This is a genomic window from Kitasatospora cheerisanensis KCTC 2395 (assembly GCF_000696185.1).
Lineage (GTDB): Bacteria > Actinomycetota > Actinomycetes > Streptomycetales > Streptomycetaceae > Kitasatospora > Kitasatospora cheerisanensis.
Window position 1 is genome coordinate 785,343 of the sequence record NZ_KK853997.1, and the last position, 16,842, is coordinate 802,184.

At 74.8% G+C, this 16,842-nt stretch carries 16 protein-coding genes; 2 read left to right on the plus strand and 14 right to left on the minus strand.

What is annotated here, in order from left to right; all coding sequences use genetic code 11:
- Positions 1-50 precede the first annotated feature (50 nt).
- The 5 genes from KCH_RS40890 to KCH_RS03475 all read right to left on the minus strand — a co-directional run bounded on the left by KCH_RS40890 (position 51) and on the right by KCH_RS03475 (position 3,674).
- Positions 51-347 carry a Pycsar system effector family protein gene (locus tag KCH_RS40890; protein WP_035858826.1) on the minus strand — a complete coding sequence of 99 codons (297 nt, stop codon included), beginning with the start codon at positions 345-347 and terminating at the stop codon, positions 51-53.
- Positions 344-511 (minus strand): hypothetical protein, encoded by a 168-nt coding sequence (locus tag KCH_RS40895; protein ID WP_157031871.1) that lies wholly within the window; start codon positions 509-511, stop codon positions 344-346. The genes KCH_RS40890 and KCH_RS40895 overlap by 4 nt, the downstream gene beginning before the upstream one ends.
- A 50-nt stretch (positions 512-561) precedes the next feature.
- Complete coding sequence (locus tag KCH_RS40900; RefSeq protein WP_035858829.1) at positions 562-771, minus strand: hypothetical protein; 210 nt, start codon at positions 769-771, stop codon at positions 562-564.
- A 15-nt stretch (positions 772-786) separates the two neighbouring features.
- Positions 787-1,008 carry a hypothetical protein gene (locus KCH_RS03470; protein WP_035858832.1) on the minus strand — a complete coding sequence of 74 codons (222 nt, stop codon included), beginning with the start codon at positions 1,006-1,008 and terminating at the stop codon, positions 787-789.
- 143 nt (positions 1,009-1,151) lie between these two features.
- Positions 1,152-3,674, minus strand: a complete 2,523-nt coding sequence (locus tag KCH_RS03475; RefSeq protein WP_167573981.1) for a DUF7617 domain-containing protein — start codon at positions 3,672-3,674, stop codon at positions 1,152-1,154.
- 250 nt (positions 3,675-3,924) lie between these two features.
- Here KCH_RS03475 and KCH_RS03480 point away from each other — a divergent pair, with 250 nt between their 5' ends.
- Positions 3,925-4,449, plus strand: coding sequence for a GNAT family N-acetyltransferase (locus KCH_RS03480; protein ID WP_035858836.1), 525 nt, complete (start codon positions 3,925-3,927; stop codon positions 4,447-4,449).
- Between the two features lie 35 nt (positions 4,450-4,484).
- On the opposite strand, the gene KCH_RS03485 is transcribed toward KCH_RS03480, so the two are convergent.
- Positions 4,485-5,756 carry an amidohydrolase gene (locus KCH_RS03485; RefSeq protein WP_035858838.1) on the minus strand — a complete coding sequence of 424 codons (1,272 nt, stop codon included), beginning with the start codon at positions 5,754-5,756 and terminating at the stop codon, positions 4,485-4,487.
- Positions 5,757-5,945: 189 nt separating this feature from the next.
- Here KCH_RS03485 and KCH_RS03490 point away from each other — a divergent pair, with 189 nt between their 5' ends.
- Complete coding sequence (locus KCH_RS03490) at positions 5,946-6,119, plus strand: thiazolylpeptide-type bacteriocin (RefSeq protein WP_035858840.1); 174 nt, start codon at positions 5,946-5,948, stop codon at positions 6,117-6,119.
- 153 nt (positions 6,120-6,272) lie between these two features.
- On the opposite strand, the gene KCH_RS03495 is transcribed toward KCH_RS03490, so the two are convergent.
- From KCH_RS03495 to KCH_RS03525, 8 genes are all read right to left on the minus strand, one after another.
- Complete coding sequence (locus KCH_RS03495; RefSeq protein WP_035858844.1) at positions 6,273-8,201, minus strand: TOMM precursor leader peptide-binding protein; 1,929 nt, start codon at positions 8,199-8,201, stop codon at positions 6,273-6,275.
- Positions 8,202-8,286: 85 nt separating this feature from the next.
- On the minus strand, positions 8,287-9,036 hold the full coding sequence (locus KCH_RS03500; RefSeq protein WP_035858847.1) for an ABC transporter permease: 750 nt from the start codon (positions 9,034-9,036) through the stop codon (positions 8,287-8,289).
- A 37-nt stretch (positions 9,037-9,073) separates the two neighbouring features.
- The gene (locus KCH_RS03505; protein ID WP_035858850.1) at positions 9,074-9,997 is read right to left on the minus strand and encodes an ABC transporter ATP-binding protein; all 924 of its coding nucleotides are present in this window, start codon (positions 9,995-9,997) and stop codon (positions 9,074-9,076) included.
- 61 nt (positions 9,998-10,058) lie between these two features.
- Entirely contained in the window at positions 10,059-11,270 is a 1,212-nt protein-coding gene (locus KCH_RS03510) for a hypothetical protein (RefSeq protein WP_051652692.1), read from the minus strand.
- Positions 11,267-12,322, minus strand: a complete 1,056-nt coding sequence (locus tag KCH_RS03515) for a lantibiotic dehydratase C-terminal domain-containing protein (protein WP_035858852.1) — start codon at positions 12,320-12,322, stop codon at positions 11,267-11,269. The genes KCH_RS03510 and KCH_RS03515 overlap by 4 nt, the downstream gene beginning before the upstream one ends.
- Complete coding sequence (locus tag KCH_RS43875) at positions 12,315-13,112, minus strand: lantibiotic dehydratase (RefSeq protein WP_063750111.1); 798 nt, start codon at positions 13,110-13,112, stop codon at positions 12,315-12,317. Before KCH_RS43875 ends, KCH_RS03515 begins: the two co-directional genes overlap by 8 nt.
- Positions 13,070-15,175 carry a lantibiotic dehydratase gene (locus KCH_RS03520; RefSeq protein ID WP_244305125.1) on the minus strand — a complete coding sequence of 702 codons (2,106 nt, stop codon included), beginning with the start codon at positions 15,173-15,175 and terminating at the stop codon, positions 13,070-13,072. The genes KCH_RS43875 and KCH_RS03520 overlap by 43 nt, the downstream gene beginning before the upstream one ends.
- A 15-nt stretch (positions 15,176-15,190) precedes the next feature.
- Positions 15,191-16,801, minus strand: a complete 1,611-nt coding sequence (locus tag KCH_RS03525) for a nitroreductase family protein (protein ID WP_035858854.1) — start codon at positions 16,799-16,801, stop codon at positions 15,191-15,193.
- Positions 16,802-16,842: the final 41 nt, after the last annotated feature.

Below are 16,842 nucleotides of genomic sequence, written 5' to 3' on the forward strand. Positions count from 1 at the left end.
CCGCCAGGCTCCCCCGCAGCCCCGGCCCACCCGGCCGGGGCTGCGCCGTCTCACCCGGCCCCCAGTCCCACCCCGAACTCCACCAGCGCGGACAGCAGCAACGCCGTGCCCGCCTCGATCCACCGGTACTTCGCCCGGATGATCGCACTGGTCCCGATCAGCGCCACCAGCAGCGCCCGCCCCGGATCCCGCCCGGACACCTCGAACTCCCCGCCCAACCGCTCGATCCCGGCCTCGGCGGTGACGTGCTCGAAGTAGCCGGGCACCTCGCCCGCCCGGGGCCTGCCCCGCCGACGGCGCGGCACGATCGCGGCAACGAAGCACCCGACGGCCAGCAGCGCGCTCATCGCACGTGCTGCCCGGACTCGCCCTGTCTGAGCAGGGTGGAGCCGATGGGGTGGCGGCGGACCGGCGCGCCGTCGAGCAGCGCCGTCCAGGCGGGGTCGCCCGTCAGCTGGCGGAGCGTCTGTGCGGTGGCGCGGTGCGCGGAGTGTTCGGCGGCCTCGGTCACGGAACGACCCTACGGCCCGGCGGATGCCGGGCGTGCGGGTTCGGTGACGGTCAGTGCTCGGCGGCCAGCTCCGCGAGGGTGTGGACGGTGGCGGGGTCGGTGGGGTGTTTGGCGATGCGGAGGTCGTAGTCGGTGCGGCCCCCGGCGCGGTGGAGGTGGAGGTCGACCCTGGTCTGGAGCCAGGTGACCGCGGCGACCAGGGCCACGGCGCCGAGGGCGACGTGGCGGTCGGGTGGGCGGACGGCGGGGCAGCAGGTCATGGTGCCTCCTGGTGGTCAGAGCTTGAACATCCCGGTGAACGGCTGGGTGATCCGTTCCTGGCGGGTGCCGAAGTCGACCAGGACGGCGGTGTCGCCCTCGACGGCGATGGTCCGGCCGAGGCCGTAGGTGTCGTGGGTGACGCGGTCGCCGACGGCGAACTCTTTGCGGGGCGGCTCGACCCGCGGCTTGAAGGGGCTGGTGGGCAGGTGCCGGTGGACTGCTTCGCTTTTCCTCATCCTGGCAAGTATGCGCCGCCGGGGGCGGCTGCGGGCCGTTCGGCACGTCACGGTTCGGCGACTCCGCCCGTTCGCCGCCCGGGGAGCGCGGCCGCCCCGGCCGGAAACGATCTTCCTTCCGGGGCGGCGTACTTGAGGACCGGTCAGTCCCGGCCGGGCGTCGCCAGGATGCAGAGCAGGGAGCAGGCCACCGCCGAGGACGGCGCGGTGGTGCTGGGCGGGGTGCCGGGCGGCGAGTTCGCGGGGACGAAGCTCGCGGAGGCGGTGTTCTTCAGCGGCAGTGCGAGCAGGAACGAGGAGCAGTGGACCTGGCGGCTGCTGCCCGCGGCGAGCGCGAAGGTCCCGGCGGCCTGCCGGCAGGAGGGCGCGACGGCGTCGTTGACGGTCACCGAACCGGCGTCCACCGGGCCCGCGTTGGTGACGGTGATCCGCCAGTACGCGGTGCCGAGCAGGCCCAGCAGTCCGACCGGACTGGTCTTGGCCCACGGCCCGGGGCCGCCGGGCCCGCAGTCCCGGGAGTCGGCGGAGGCGCAGATCTCCTTCTCCACGCTGACCTTCGGCTGGCAGCCGGCGCCCGGCGCGACCGCGGCGGTGACGGTGTTGGAGCTGAACGTGCCGGTCGGGTCGGTGCCGGTCGCGGTGTTGCTGACGGCCGTGGTCGTGCAGTCGGGCGTGACGGTGGTGCGGAAGCAGACCTGCGGCGGGTCGCCCCGGTACTCGACGACCAGCAGCGGGTGGTGGCCGTTGTCGAAGTCGGCGGCCGAGGTGAGGACGAGTTGCGCGGTGACGGTGATCCCGGGGTGCGCGGCGATCGGGATTCCGGACAGGTCGACGGTGCCGTCCGCCGCGAACGTGGTGGTGGTGACGGGGGTGCCGTCGGGGTCGGTGACGACGGCCCGGGAGGCCGCCAGGTCGAGGTGGCCGAGGTCGAGGTCGGTCAGCCGGGCCCGAGTGTAGCCCTGGACGTGGCCGCTCGCGCCGTCGCAGTAGAAGTCGCCGGGCCGCAGGGTGGCCTCCGCGCCGCTGTGCACGCACGGGGTGGCGGCGGTGGCGGGGTCGAGCGAGAACAGCACGCCCGCGTCGCCGAGCCCGATCAGGCAGCGGGTGGTGGCGTCGTAGGTGTACCCGTAGTCGCGGGTGACGCCGCCGTTCGCGGCGGGGTGGCCGGCCGGCAGCGGGAAGCCGGCGCACGGCGCGGCGTGCGTCCAGTCGTGACAGACCGTCACGCCGTTCAGGCCCGCGCCCCAGCCCGGGAAGTAGCTGCGGGTGGCGCCGTCGGCGGTGACGGTCTCCGGGTTGAAGGTCAGCACGCCGCCGCCGAGCGCGCCGAGGGTGGCGGGCGCGGCGTGCGGGGCGCCGTCGAGGCCGTAGCAGGTGGTGCGCACGTTCGCGCCGCCGACGGTGCCGGTGCAGACGCCGTCGGGCTGCCCGGCGGTGTCGTAGGCGGTGAAGGCGTTGTACGTGTAGTACCCGGCGTCGGGTCCGGCGGTGTGCGGGGTGGTCCAACCGGCGCACGCGGCGCGGGTGGTGGTGTCGAAGCAGCCGAGCGCCGGCGGGCCCGCGGCGGTGGAGCCGCCGCCCTGCGGGGAGGACGAGGCGTAGACCTTGTCGCCGACCGCGGTCAGCGCGCCCAGGTAGTACGCGCCGGGGGTGCTCGGCAGGTCGTGGTTGGCGGCGACGACCGGGGCGTACGGCTGCCCGGCGCACGGCGTGCGGCTCGCCAGGTCCATGCACAGCACCTGGCCGGTGGTGGCGACGCCGTAGACGCTGCCGCCGACCTGGACCAGCCCGGCGAGGCTGTTGACGGCGCTGGGCGAACCGCCGGTCGCGGCGAGGGCGGTGAAGCCGCAGTTGGCCTGCGCGTCCAGGTCGAGGCAGCCGACGCCGACGGCGTTCGCGCCGATCGCCGGGTAGTACAGGACGTCCGGCCGCTGCGGGTCGCGGACGTACTGCGGGGTGAGCGGGCTGCCCAGGTCGCCGGTGTCGCCGCTGCCGAGCGGGCCGGGAGCGGCGTTCAGCGGGCGCGGCCAGGGGCCGCCGGTGCAGGGCTGACCGGTCGTCAGGCTCTCGCACACCACCTGCCGCAGGTTGCGTGCGGCGTGGTGGTAGATGTTCCACGCCTGCACCTCGCCGGACTCGGTGCGCCGGACCACGGGCGTGAACCCGTCGCCGCCCGTGAACAGCGCGGCCGCTTTCACCGGGGCCAGCAGCGACAGCGTGCGCTCCGTCCCGCCCGGCCGGGCGACCGGGTTCTCGGCGCGCACGGCGACGGTCTCCGCGCCCGGGTCGGCGCCGGTGAAGGTGCTGCCGTCGGTCGACCAGGACGGCGTCCAGCCGGGCGGCACCCGCAGCGAGCCGGGCACGTAGGTCTGGGTGGTCCCGGCGCCGGCGATCGGGTCGGTGACGGTGGCCGGGGCGGCCGTGTCGTCGGCCGCATTCCGGTACTGGACGACCCAGTTGACGGTGTCCCCGTGGTCGGCGACGGCCGCCCCGGGGTGGGTGGTGTTCTGCACGCTCTTCACCAGCGTGGACGTCCCCGCCGTGGGGGCGCCGTCGGCCGGAACGGCGCCGCCCAGGCCGAGCAGCAGCAGGGAGACGGTGAGCGCGGCGGCCGTGACGGCGCGCAGTCGACGGATCGGTACGGGGGGACGCGGGCTTCTCAGCACTGGCTCTCCACCTCGGATCAGCACGGGATCTGACGGATGATCAGATCGCACCGCGGATCAGACTAGAGCGACAAACCGACCGGACCGGACGCCTGTTCCGAATTGGTCCCAATCGGACCGAATCCGACCGCAGTTGGCGGCTCGGGCGGTTGATAGGTTCTCCAGCAGCCGTCGGCGGCGGCGCCCGCGCCCGCGCCCACCCCTTCGATCCATGAAGCCGGTCCGCAGCGTCGACCCGTAGAGGAGTCCCGTGTCAGACGTCTCCGTCCGCCTCGCAGGCACCGCCGACCGCCCCGCCGTGGAGCGGCTGTGGCTGATGTTCCACCACGACATGTCGGAGTTCGACGGCACGCTGCCGAACGCCGACGGGACCTTCCGCAGCGAGCGGCTGCACCTGGCGTTCTCCGATCCCGACTGGGCTCCGTACCTGCTGACGGGCGAGGGCGGGGGCGCGGCCGGGTTCGCCTTCGTCCGCGGACTGACCGGCCCGAAACGGGTGTTGAACAGCTTCTTCGTGGTGCGCGGCGCGCGGCGCAGCGGGGTCGGCCTGCGGGCGGTGCGGGAGATCGTGGCCGGGCATCCGGGGCCGTGGGAGGTCGCGTTCCAGGACGCCAACGCGGCAGCGGTGCGGTTCTGGCGCCGGGTCGCCGCGCAGCTCGCCGGGGACGCCTGGACCGAGGAGCGCCGCGGGGTGCCGAACCGGCCGGACCTCGCGCCGGACGTCTGGATCTCCTTCGACTCTCCTGCCGGGGCCGACCCCGCCGGGGCCGATTAGCCGACGCGGCGGCGAGCCCCGGCAGGGCCCGGCTGCTACGGCGTGTCGAGGCAGGACAGCGCGGCGCTCGTCAGGGCGGCGATGCCGGTGCGCAGCGTGGCGCCGACCTGGGGCCGGAACTCGGGCGAGTGGTTGGCGGGCAGCGCGGCGAGTTTCTGCGCGGCTCCGGTGCCGGGGGCGGCGGCCCACTGGTCGGGGCCGACCATGCCGAGCATCCAGTACGCGGTGCGGATGCCGGGGACGCCGTGCAGCGACTCGCCGGCGGGGCCGAACAGCGGGAAGTCCTCGGTGGCGAGGGCCGGCGGCCAGTCGGCGACCCGGGTGGGGCCGAACAACTCCTGGTGGGCAGTGCGCAGTTGGTCGGCGAGGGCAGGGTCGGGGAGGTTGACGCCGGAGCGCGAGAGTTCCTCGGTCTCGGGCTCGCGCGGGCAGCCGGAGGCGGCGGCCTCGCCGGCGGCGATCCGTCGGACGGCGGCGCAGGCGCGGTCCAGGGTGGCCTCGGCGAAGGCCCGCACCGTCACCGTGAGGGTGGCCCGTTCGGGGATGACGTTGCCCTGCGCGGAGGCTTCCAGGGAGCCGACGGTGACGACCAACTGCTCGGCGGGCGAGGTCTCCTGGGCCACGATCGACTGGAGCCGCAGCACCACGGCGGCGGCGGCCACCACCGGGTCGAGGGCCAGTTGGGGCGCGCCGGCGTGGCCGCCGCGGCCGTGGATCACCACCCGCAGGGTGCGGCTGCCGGCCGTGATCGGGCCGCGGCCGTGGGCGACCATGCCGGCGGGCAGCGGCGCGGTGTGCTGGGCGAGCACCACGGACGGCGGCTCGAAGCGCCGGTAGAGGCCGTCGGCGAGCATCGCCCGCGCGCCGGACAGGGTCTCCTCGGCGGGCTGACCGACCATCAGCACCGTGCCGCGCCAGGCGTCCCGGGCTTCGGCGAGCAGAGCGGCGGCCCCGGCGGCGCAGGCCAGGTGCGCATCGTGGCCGCAGGCGTGCATGACCGGGACCTCGCGGCCGTCGGGGGTGCGGCCGGTCGCGGTGCTGGCGTACGGCAGGCCGGTGCGTTCGGCCACCGGCAGGGCGTCGAGTTCGGCGCGGAGCATCACCACGGGGCCGGGTCCGTTGCGCAGCACGCCGGCGACGCCGTGGCCGCCGATGCCGCGCGTCACCTCGAAGCCGGCTTCGGCGAGCCGGCCGGCGTACCGGGCGGCGGTGCGCTCCTCGGCGCCGGAGAGTTCGGGGTGGCGGTGCAGGTCGAGGTAGAGCTCGGCGGCCCGGGCCAGTTCGGCGTCGGACGGGGCGGGGTTCATGGGCGCGGGCTCCTGGTGCGTCGGGTCGGGTGGTCAGTGACTTGTCAGTAGGGTTCGCCCGGTGCCGCCAGCGGCTCTCGGTAGAACTGACGTGTGCGCGGCGGTCGTTCGTCCGGAGGCCGCCCCGCTCCGTCCGTCCACGGCCCGTCCGGTTCCGGCCGGGTCCACTGCGCCGAAAGGAGAAGTGACATGGCTGACACTTCGCTCGCCTCGCTCGCCGAGGAGATCCTGAACCTCGAGTCGGAGACCTTCGAGATCAGCGACTACTCGGACACCTCCGAGGTCATGCTGGGCTCCTCGACCTCCTGCTCCAGCACCAGCACCTGCTCCAGCACCACCAGCACCACCTCCTGCACCGCCTGAGTCCGCGGCGCAGTCGTCCGGTGGCCCTCCTCCCTCACGGGCGGGGGGCCATCGGCCGTTCTCCACGGCCGACTCACCGGGACGACGGCCGACGTACCGGGACGACGGGCGACCTACCGGGACGACAGGCGGCCCACCGGGACGATGGACGGCTCACGGGAACGGGTGCGGGACGAGGCGCAGCTCCTCGTCGGTGAGGTCGGTCTCGCGCAGGCCGGCCCGGCGCAGCGCGGTGCGCAGGCGGGGCAGGCCGAGGGCGCGCTGGCGGGTCCAGCCGAAGTCGATCGGGAGCAGGCCGGGGACCAGGGTGCTGACGGTGTGCAGGCCGAGGCGGCGCTGCTCGGGCGAGGTCTGGTCGACCACGATGACGTCGTGGCCGGCCTCGGTGAAGCGGTCGCGGCAGAACAGCAGGTCGTCGAGCAGGTCGGTGCCGCGCGGGCAGGTCTCGGCCCAGTCGGCGTACAGCTCGGCGGCGGGCCGGGCGGGGGCGGCGGGTTCGAGGTAGCTGCGGGCGTACCGGGCCATCTGCGGGAGGCCGAACAGGGCGGCGTGGTCGGGCAGTCGGCGCACCAGGTCGAAGTTCTCGGCCATCGCGGCGAGTTCGTCGGGGCGTTCGCGGACCTGGCCGGGCAGGTGCGGGATGTAGGTGAGGATCTCGGAGACGGCGGACTCGATGGTGTCCTCGGGGTCGAAGCCGGCCGAGGCGGCGAACGCGAGGGTGCCAGGGCCGCCGTCGCGGCGGACGGCGAGGGCGGTGACCACGGGGACGGCGAGGTCGATCCGGTTGTCGTAGGCGTGCACGTCGTAGCCGAGCAGCGCGGCCCGGTCGAGCATGGCGCGCAGCGCGGGGCCGGTGCTGGCGGTGAGGTCGATCTCGGGGAGCGGGGCGTTGCCGTACCAGCCGAGCAGGAAGGCGTCCCGTTCGACGAGTTCGAGCAGGCCGTACAGGACGGCCTCCTCCAGGCAGCTGCCGATGGCGCAGCCGTTGGAGCACTCGAAGACGAAGTTGTCGGCGGCGACGCCGGCGCTGTAGTAGCAGATCCGGGCGGGGACGAGGACGGGCTTCTGGTCGCGCAGGGACCAGCCCTGCACCCAGGGGATCGGCCGGTCGGGGTCGAACGGGCCGAGCATGGGGTCCTCGCGGTAGGTGCGGTCGCTGTACAGGCCGCACTCGCGCGGGTCGAGGGCGGCGGCGCCCAGGTTGTGGTAACTGTCCGTCAGCATGGGTGCGGTGCTGCGGCGGTGGGTGCCGGCGTAGCGTTCCAGGCCTTCGAGGAAGGCGAGGGAGCGGCTGGCGCGGAAGGAGTTGGCCTGGCCGCTCCAGGTGACGTCGGTGAGTCCGGCGTAGCCGCGCATGAAGACGCTGCCGGCGACGGGGGCGGTGGTCGGCGAGACGACGTCGGACCAGGTGCCGGCGCCGAGCACGCCGCAGACCGGGTTGGCGAGCGCGGCCTCGGGCAGCTCGTAGCCGTCGGCGGGGCGCAGCCGCCGGCGGTCGGGGGCGGGCTTGGGGCGGGAGACCAGTGGCAGCACGGGCTGTTCGGCGCCCTCGCGGTCCGACGCTCCGTCAGCGGGCGTGCAGGACGTGCAGGTCGGGCAGAGCGGTTCGGCGAGCAGCGGCACGGTCTGCACCCGCAGCGTCTCCAGGTCGAGCCGGGAGACCTGCGGCAGGCCGGTGGCGGAGGCGGGGGCGTCGGCGGTGTGCCGGTGCAGCGCCCAGACGGCGTCCACGGCGTGCTCGGGCAGGGCGGGGAGTCCGGGGCCGGCCAGGGTGCTGGCGCGGCCGGTCTCCAGCGCGTCGCGTTCGGTGCGGCTGCGCAGGCGCTGCCAGCGCATGGCGAGGCAGGTGCCGCACGCGCCGTCGCCGCCCCAGGGGCCGACCAGGACGGCCTGGGCGGTGAGGTGGACGGTGGCGCGGGCGCGTCGGCGGGCGGCGTCGGCGTCCTCGGGGCGCAGCAGGTCGGTGCCGCCGAGTACGGCGACCTCGGGTGCGGGGTGCCCGTGGGCGGCGGCGCGTTCGGCGAGTCGACGTTCCATCCGGTCCCTGGCCGCTTCGAACGAGGCCTCGGCGGGGGTGGTCATCTGGTGCCTCCGGGGAGCCCCCGGCCCGCGCGGGCCGGGGAGGGATCGGAACTGCGGGTCGGCGTGGGAGCGGGTTGGCGGTGCGTCAGTTGCGGTTGCTCCAGCGGAAGGTGCGGGTGGCGATCAGCGCGAAGAGCAGGGTGAAGCCGGTGAGGGCGGCGCAGTCGAGGAACGGCAGGGCGACGCCGCCGCGGCCGCCGACGGCGTCGGTGACGCCCTCGTCGAAGTAGCGCAGCGGCAGGGCGCGGGAGAGGCCCTGGAGCCAGCCGGGCATCAGGTCGATGGGGTAGAACGCGCCGGACAGGAACGCCATCGGGACCATCACGCAGTTGGCGATCGCGGCGACCGCCTCGGGGGTGTTGGCGAGGGTGCCGACGACCAGGCCGAGGGCGGCGAACGCGGTGATGCCGAAGACCAGCACCGGCAGCGCGAGCGGCCAGGAGCCGGACAGGTGCAGGCCGAACGCGCCGAGGGCGACGGCGGTGAACAGCACGGCCTGGACGAGTCCGGTGCCGAGGGCCACCAGGTAGCGGGCGCCGAGCACGGTGGGCAGCGGGGTGGGGGTGCGCCAGATCAGCCGCAGCAGGTCGTCGCGGCGCCAGTGCATCAGGGTGAAGGCGACGCCGAACAGGGCGGCGTTGCCGATGCCCCAGGAGAGCACGCCGGGCGCGATGTAGTTGATGTAGGACAGGCCGCCGTCCACGGACTGGCCCTGGAAGAGCATGCCGAAGACGATCAGGAAGACCAGCGGGAACGCGAAGGTGAAGATCACCGAGGTGCGGTCGCGCAGGTAGGCGAGGTAGCTGGCCCTGGTCACTGCGGTGTAGGCGTTCACGATCGGCGCTCCGTTGCGGTCGGTTCCAGGTGCGCGTTCACGATCGGCGCTCCGTTGCGGTCAGTTCCAGGTAGGCGTCCTCGAGGGTCGCCGTGCGGGTGGTGATCTCCTCCAGGTCGACGAGTTCGCCGAGGGCGAGCAGCACCTGGTTGGCGGTGTGGGTGGAGATCACCAGTTCGCCGCCCTCGACGGCGGCGCTCTCCACGCCGGGCAGGCCGCGGACGTCCTCGACGCCGAGCCGGTAGGCGGGGACGCGCAGCCGGGTGGGCGCGGCCAGCGACTTGATGAGGTGTCGGGGGCTGTCGACGGCGAGGACGGTGCCGCGGGCGACGATCGCGACCCGGTCGCAGAGGGCTTCGGCCTCGTCCAGGTGGTGGGTGGTGTAGACGATGGTGCGGCCGTCGCCCTTCAGGGTGCGCAGCACCTCCCAGAGGGAGCGGCGGGCGGCGGGGTCGAGGGCGGCGGTGGGCTCGTCCAGGAAGATCAGTTCGGGGTCGTGGATCAGCGCGGTGGCGAGGGCGAGGCGCTGGCGCTGGCCGCCGGAGAGCTGGTCGACCCGCTGCCCGGCCTGTTCGCCGAGGTCGACCAGGTCGAGGGCGCGCGTCGCGGCGGGCCGTTCCAGGCGGTAGAGCGCGGCGACGGTCTCCAGGTGCTCCCGGGCGGTGAGCCGGGTGAAGAACGCGGAGCTCTGGGTCTGGATGCCGAGGCGCCGCAGCAGCGGGGTGTTGCGCGGCCAGGGGCTCTCGCCGAGCACGCTGACGGTGCCGGAGTCGGGGGTGCGCAGGCCTTCGACGATCTCGACCAGGGTGGTCTTGCCGGCGCCGTTGGGGCCGAGGATGCCGAAGAACTCGCCGCGTTCGACGGTCAGTGACACGCCGTCGAGCGCCTGGACGGTGCCGTAGCGCTTGCGGACCTCGTTCAGCGCCACGGCCGCGTCGGGGCGGCTGTCGCTCGTGCTCATCAGTGTTCTCTCCTTGCCGACTTCGCGTCATCCACCGTCTGGCGCACCGCACTTCGGACGTTCATCCGGCCTTCCTCCCCCGCAGCGCCCGCAGCGCGCGGCCGGCGGCCCACAGCACCAGGGCGGCCAGGACCGCCAGCGCGGGCAGCCGGCCGGCGAGCGGGCCGAACCAGGACGCCAGCAGCGCGCTCGCGCCGGCCAGCAGCGCGGCGGCGAGCACGGCGCAGGTGAGCGCGTAGCCGCCGTAGGCGAGCCGCAGCTTCACCGGGTAGCGGCGCAGTTCGGTGCCGTCGCGGCGGATCGCGGCGCGGACCGCGACGGCGGCGAACGTGCGGCTGCCGGTGGCGAGTTCGAGGATGTCGAGGCCGTAGCCGAGCGCCTTGTAGCCGTCCAGCGGGGGCAGCGGCAGCAGGTTGCCGAGGGCGACGGCGGTGCCGAGCAGCAGCAGTCCGCCGAGGAACGGCCGGGCCTGGGCGTGGGCGGGGAGCAGCGCCCAGGCGGGGTAGAACGGCAGCAGGAAGACCAGGTTGGCGACGGCGCCGGCGGCGGCGGTGGCGATCTGGTCGCGGCGGCGGGCGAAGAACCGGACGTCCTCGACCTCGCAGTACAGGTAGGTCATCGGCAGCCGCCAGCGCAGGCCGATCTCGCCGATGTGTCCGCCGTACGCGCGGCCGACCAGGCCGTGGGCGAGTTCGTGCAGGGCGAGGCTGGTCCACAGCAGGGTGCCGCAGGCGAACAGCGCGACGGGGTTCTCGCCGAGCCGCCGGGTCTCGTCGATCAGGGTGGGCAGCTGGACGGCGACGGCGACCAGCAGGGCGGCGACCAGGGCGAGCAGTGGTGCCAGGACGGCGCGGCGGCGGGCGAAGCGGGTGGCGCGGTGCAGCGTGTCGATCAGGGCGGGCGCGTCGGCGGTCAGCTTGACGCGGCCGCTCAACAGGCCTGAGCGGGGCGGCTCTTCGCCCTTGGGGGCGACGGGGACGGGGGCGTCGGCGAGCAGGCCGCGGGTGTACAGCAGGCCCATCATCTGCTGCCACTGCGGCTCGCCGAGCCGGGCCCGGAAGTGCGCCGCGTACTGCTCGCCGACCTCGGCGAGGGTGCGGGTGCCGTCGAGCCGGGCGATGATGAACTGCTCCTTCGGCCCGATCTCCAACTGCCGCCCGCCGGACGGGTCGTGGACCAGGTGGAGCACGGCGGTGCCGCGCCGCAGCGGGCGGCCGATCCGCAGCTCGGGGCGGATCCTCGGCCGCAGTTCGAGGAGTTGGCGGCTGCTCACGGGGCCGCCGTGGGCTGCGGCTCGCGCAGGGCGCGGGCCAGGATGTAGGAGAGGAACGCCTCGTCGCGGACGGTCACGGACAGCCGGTTGTTGGTCATGTGCGCGTACGGGAACAGCAGCATCGGCAGCGCCTGCGCCGGGTCGGTGACCACCAGGTCGCGTTCGCCGTCCCAGGAGCGGAAGACCAGTTCGCCGCGTTCGGCCAGGTCGGCTGCCCGGTCGCGCAGTTCGAGGCAGTGCTCGGCCCAGCCGCGCAGCACGGCCGGGAGCCGTTCGGGGGCCCGGTCGGCGATCGCCGCGCGGATGGCGCGGTACCTGGCGGGCAGGGTGTCGCCGGTGCCGGCGTAGGCGCGGTCGTAGCCCTGCTGCGCGGTGTAGTTGGTGCCGGCGAAGGAGCGGTTCCAGAACGCGTGGTAGCGGTCGAGGAAGGTCAGCAGCTGGTCCTCGTCGGGGAGGAAGCACGCCGTCATCGTCATCATCAGCTGGGTGGCGAGGCCGAGGACGACGGTCCGCAGGTGCAGGTTCATGGTGCGGGTGGCCTCGATCACCAGGTCGCTGGAGTGCTGGAAGTGCCACTCGGCGAGCGCGATCCCGGCGGGGCCGCCGTACTTGCCGTACTCGGGCTCGTACGGTTCGCGGCTGAAGGTGTTGTTCTCCCGCAGCTTCATCTTCCCGTCCGGGCCGACCAGTTCGGCCCGCTCCTCGGGGCCGAACTCCAGCTCGAACATGGTGTTGTACAGCTCGGCGAAGAAGCTGTCCTCGACCTGGTAGAGCGCGGGGCGGCGGCGCAGGAACTCGGCGACGGCGGTCTCGGCGCGCTCGCGGACCTCCTCGGCCGCGGCGGCGTCGGCGGGCCGCAGCCGCAGCCGCAGGTGCGGGCCCTCGACCCAGTAGTTGATGAAGAAGTACCCGGCGAGCAGGCCCTGTTCGGTCAGTTCGGCGACCAGCGGGCGCACGCACTGCAGCAGCAGCGGGCGCGGGCTGGCCGCGTAGAAGACGTGCAGCGCGAGCCAGTCGCCCGGGGCGATCGGGGTGGTCGGCAGGTCAGTCATGGTTCGGCTCTCCTCGCCGCGGCCGGTTCGGGTGCTGCTGCTCCGCCGCCGCCCCGTCCTGCGCCAACGGCAGCACTTCCAGGGCGAGTTCGGCGACGTGGCGGCCCCGCGCGGAGCGCACGTGCAGCGCGTCCTCGCCGGGCAGCATCTCCTCCAGCACCAGCCGCCCGACGCCGCCGGACAGCAGTCCGTCCAGGGCGGTCAGGGACAGCGGGCCGGCGAAGTCCACGTACTGGGGTTTGGCGGCCCCGAGGGGGACGCCGGGCCCCTCGGGGTACGCCCGGGCGAACACCCGGGCCGGCAGACCGTGCCGGCGACGCCAGCGCTGCCATTCCAGGTATCGCTCCGACTCGGTTGCTCCCGGCGGGAGTTGCGGCAGGGCCGCGGCGGTGGCGGTCCAGCTGCGGCGGTGCAGCACCAGGCTGCCGTACCGGACCCGGGGGCGGCGGGCGACGCCGGTGTCCGACGCGGCGGCGGGCACCCCGCGCCACGGCTCGGGCGTCACCCGGGAGGTCGGCGAGAACAGCAGCAGGCTGCGCGGGATCTCCGGCAGCACCATCGGCACCAGGTAGCCGAGGTACACCGGCACCACCTCGACGCCCAGCCGCCGCGAGCGCAGCACCAGCCGGTCGGCGGCCGGGTCGTGCTCGACGTACAGGTCGTCGAGGTGGATCTGCGCCTGCTCGGGCGCGGTGCTGGTCTCGCCGGGGCACACCAACTCGTAGTCGGTGAGCGGCGCGTGCAGGTTCAGGTTGGTGGTGGCCGCACCGGCGGTGACCTCCGCGAGCACCGCCCCTCGGGCGCGACCTCGCGCAGCGTGGCGCGCAGCCCGCCCGGCAGATCGGCGCCGGTCGGCAGGCCGGCGGTGCGCGGGCCGTCCGGCAGGGCCTCGGCGCCCTCGAAGCAGTGCGTGAACCGGGTGAACGGGAAGCACAGCCCGCCGTACGAGTGGTTGAGCACCACCAGCGGCTCGCCGTCCCGGTCGGCCAGTTGGACGAAGTGGCTGTGCGGAGCGAACCCGGCCGCGGCGGTGCCGAGTTCGGCGGCGACGGCGGCCAGGTCGGCGGCGGTGAGCGTGAGCTCCTCCGCGCCGTCCGGCAGCTGCTCCGCCAAGTCGCGCATGCGGCGGGCGAGTTCGGCGCGGGCCCGGTCGAGTGCGGTGATCTGCGGCTGGCCGAGCCAGTTCTCCTCGGCCGGGTAGCCGCCGTGCTCGGCCTCGCCGGACTTGGCGGAGGTGAACTGAAGGTACTGGTGGAAGATGTCCTCGTGGAAGTCGTGCACCAGTTGCAGCAGGTCGTCGCTGCGGCCGCCGCGCCCGTGCCGGGCCAGGAAGAAGCCCTTCAGGGTGAGCCGCTGGGCCAGGCCGAGGTCGAACACCGGGAGGATCCGGGCCAGTTCGGCCAGCGGCTCGGCGGCCAGCCGCGCCCACAGCTCCGCGTCGGCGCTCACCTGCCCGGCGGCGACGTCCTCGTACAGCAGGGTCTGCGGGACGCTCGCCCGCTCCTCCCCCAACTCGCGGTGCACGGCCACCAGTTCGGTGCGGATCTCGGTCAGCAGGGCGCGTCGGGTCGGCACGTCGGCGGCCGGCCAGCGGTCCAGCGCGGCGATCGGCGCGGCCAGCCGGTCGGCGACCGCCGTGGCCCACGGCCGCTCCAGCGAGCGCAGCGCGCCCCGGAACGCCCGCAGCGGGTCGCCGGTGTGCACATCGGTGGCCAGCAGCGGCAGTTGGAGGATGCCGACCTCCAGCAGCGCGGCCAGGTACCGTTCGGCGTCCCGGCCCGCGTCGCCGCCGGACTCGCCGTCCGGGCGCAGCTGCGCCGCGAGTTCGGCGGCCAGCTCGCCGAAGCGGATCCGCGGGCGCTCGCGGAACAGCTCCAGCAGCCGTTCCAGCACGCCGCTCAGGCGCAGGAAGAACAGCCGGTCGCGGGCCGCGTCGAAGCTCACCGCCGCGCCGGAGTCGCCCGCCGTCACCGAGCGCCGCACGTAGCGGACCCGGTCCTCCGTCAGCTCCATGCCGGACGCGGGCGCCACCGGCAGGTCGGCGCGCCGCCGCGGGGCGGCGGCGATCAGCTCGGCCAGCCGGGCGAGCACCACCACGTTCAGCCGCGGGTGGCTGCTCCGCGCCGCGCCGAGCAGCACCTCCGCGGCGCCCGCCGCTCCGTCCCGTCCCGCAGCGGCTTCGAAGGTGCCGACGGCGACCGGCGTGAAGGTGCTGAACGGGCTGGTCTTGCAGGCCGTCCGGTACAGGTAGGACAGCAGCGAGCGTTCCATCTTGCGGGTGCGCTTGTCCGGGGCGGCGCTCGGCGCGGCGATGCCGTCCAGCCGGTCCTCCAGGGTCGGGGAGGCGAGCAGCAGGCCGCTCCGCAGCTCGTCCTGCCCGGCCAGCCGGCGCAACTCGGCCCGGGTGCGGACGAGTTCGCGGTCGAAGGCGGGCCCGCCGGCCTCCCGCAGCTGTGCCAGGCGGTCCCGGGCGGTCAGCCAGCGGTCCAGCAACTCGCCGGTGGCGGTGTCGAGTTCGCGCACCAGGTCGAGCGCCTCGGCGGGCCGCCGGGGCAGCCGGCCGTTGAACACGCTCCGCCGCACCTCCAGCAGCCGGCGCCGGGTCTCCGCGTCGGGCGCGGCCTTGACGAGCACCGCGAGCGGGTCGCCGAGCCGGCCGCCGAGCTCGCCGAGCCGGTCCTCCTCGGCGAGCAACTCCTCGGCCCGGCCGAACACTTCGTCGGAGCGCAGGCCGTGCACGGCCTCGACGGGCAGGCCGCCGGCGCGCAGCATGAAGCGGGGGCCGAGGCCGAGCCGCCGGGCGGCGGGCCCGTCCTGCTGCCCGGTGCTCCCCGGGCTCACTGTGGTGGTCAACGTTCCTCCGCCCGTTCAGGCGATCGCGTGGTCGAAGTCGGCCGGGCTGCGGTGCTCCTGACCGATCATCATGATCAGCAGCGGCAGTTCCTCGCCGTCCACCAGGCCCAGGTGCTCGGCGTAGGAGACGGAGTCGAAGCCGAGCGCCACTCCGCAGGCCAGCCCGGCCGCCGGGGCGACGGTGTACAGCGCCTGCGAGGTCGCGCCGACGGCGGCGTTCACCAGGCGCAGGCCGCGGTCCCCGACGGCGTCCAGCACGGCCGGGGTGGGGGCGCTGACCAGGATCACCGCGCCCGCCTGCTCCAGGTTGTAGTTGTCCAGGAAGTAGTTCCGCTGCAGGAACCAGCCCTGCGGGCCCGCCTTCACCGGCCGCAGCGTCCGCTCGCCCGGCTCGTACGCGTACGCGCCGGCCGGGACGCCCGCGACGTGGTTGACGAACACGTGCAGGCGCGTCACGGAGGCGGTGCCCGGACCCTCCGCGCATCCCGTCAGCCGGCCCGCGGAGGCGGCGGCGGCGAGCGCGGCGGCGAGCTGCGCGGCGGTCATCGGCGGGTTGCCGGTGAAGCGTCCGAAGCTGCTGCGCCGGGCCCGCAGCGCCTCGCGGACGCCGAGCGCGGACTGCTGCGGCTCGGGCAGCCGCACCGGCTCCCCCACCGGTTCGGCGGGTTCGGCGGCCGTCCTCAGCCGGGTCCAGGCCGCGTCCAGGGCGGCGTCCAGCACCCCGGGCGCGGGGCGGTCGGCGGCGCCTTCGAGGGTCGCCGCGTGGATCCGCCGCACCGTCTCGAACCCGATGACGGTCCGCGAGCGCTCCTGGTCCTTCGCCGTGACGACGGCCCCGGTCGGCCCGGCCGGCAGCGGGCCGGCGGGGGCGCCCGCCCAGCGCAGCGGGACGACCGCGAACACGCCCTCCTCCTCGGCGCTCAGGCCGAGCAGCCGGCCGAGCCGCTCCTCGTCGAACCAGAGCGCGGCGCCCAACTGGAGGCCCTGCGCGCCGGCCCAGATCCGCCAGGTCTCCAGCAGCGCGCCGGTGTCCATGGTGACCACGTGGTAGGCGAAGCTGTTGTACTTGAAGGCGTTCTGCCAGAACTTCACGGTCAGCACCAGGAACTGGTCGCAGTCCTCGGCGAGGCCGCCGAGCGCGGCCCGCACGTCGGGGGTGACGTCGCCGGTCAGCAGCCGCCGCATCGAGTGGTGCGGGGTGGAGTAGTGGTGCACGCCCGGGGTGAGCGGGCCGCTCGGGCCGCTGATCCAGTGGATGCCGATCGGGTACAGGCCGCCGCCGGAGGCGGTGCCGCGGGAGAAGTTGGCGTGCGGGTAGCGCGGCAGCGTGCCGAGGTCCGAGTTGGCCTGCACGCCCAGCCGACGGCCCGTCAGGCCGTAGGAGTCCCGGAGCATGCCGCCGAGCAGCGGCAGCGTGAAGCCGTCCTCGCCGCGCGGTCCGAACAGGCCGCGGTCGACGCCGGCGGCGGGGCCGGGCGGGCAGTCGGGCAGCGGGAAGTGCGGCGCGGCGGGGAAGTACTTGTCCTTCCGGGGGCGGTCGGCCCAGTCGGGCACGAAGTCGGCGGGCTCCATCGGAACCCGGCCCCGCCACAGCACCGCGGACGCGTACGCGCGGGCGTAGCCCATGTTCGTTCCTTTCTCGTGCCGCCCGGAGACCTGCGAGGTCC

Coding starts and splice junctions, on each gene's coding strand:
- KCH_RS03505 (WP_035858850.1), bottom strand. CDS start 9,997: ATGAGCACGAGCGACAGCCGCCCCGACGCGGCCGTGGCGCTGAACGAG.
- KCH_RS40890 (WP_035858826.1), bottom strand. CDS start 347: ATGAGCGCGCTGCTGGCCGTCGGGTGCTTCGTTGCCGCGATCGTGCCG.
- KCH_RS40900 (WP_035858829.1), bottom strand. CDS start 771: ATGACCTGCTGCCCCGCCGTCCGCCCACCCGACCGCCACGTCGCCCTC.
- KCH_RS03490 (WP_035858840.1), top strand. CDS start 5,946: ATGGCTGACACTTCGCTCGCCTCGCTCGCCGAGGAGATCCTGAACCTC.
- KCH_RS03485 (WP_035858838.1), bottom strand. CDS start 5,756: ATGAACCCCGCCCCGTCCGACGCCGAACTGGCCCGGGCCGCCGAGCTC.
- KCH_RS03515 (WP_035858852.1), bottom strand. CDS start 12,322: ATGACTGACCTGCCGACCACCCCGATCGCCCCGGGCGACTGGCTCGCG.
- KCH_RS03525 (WP_035858854.1), bottom strand. CDS start 16,801: ATGGGCTACGCCCGCGCGTACGCGTCCGCGGTGCTGTGGCGGGGCCGG.
- KCH_RS03495 (WP_035858844.1), bottom strand. CDS start 8,201: ATGACCACCCCCGCCGAGGCCTCGTTCGAAGCGGCCAGGGACCGGATG.
- KCH_RS03470 (WP_035858832.1), bottom strand. CDS start 1,008: ATGAGGAAAAGCGAAGCAGTCCACCGGCACCTGCCCACCAGCCCCTTC.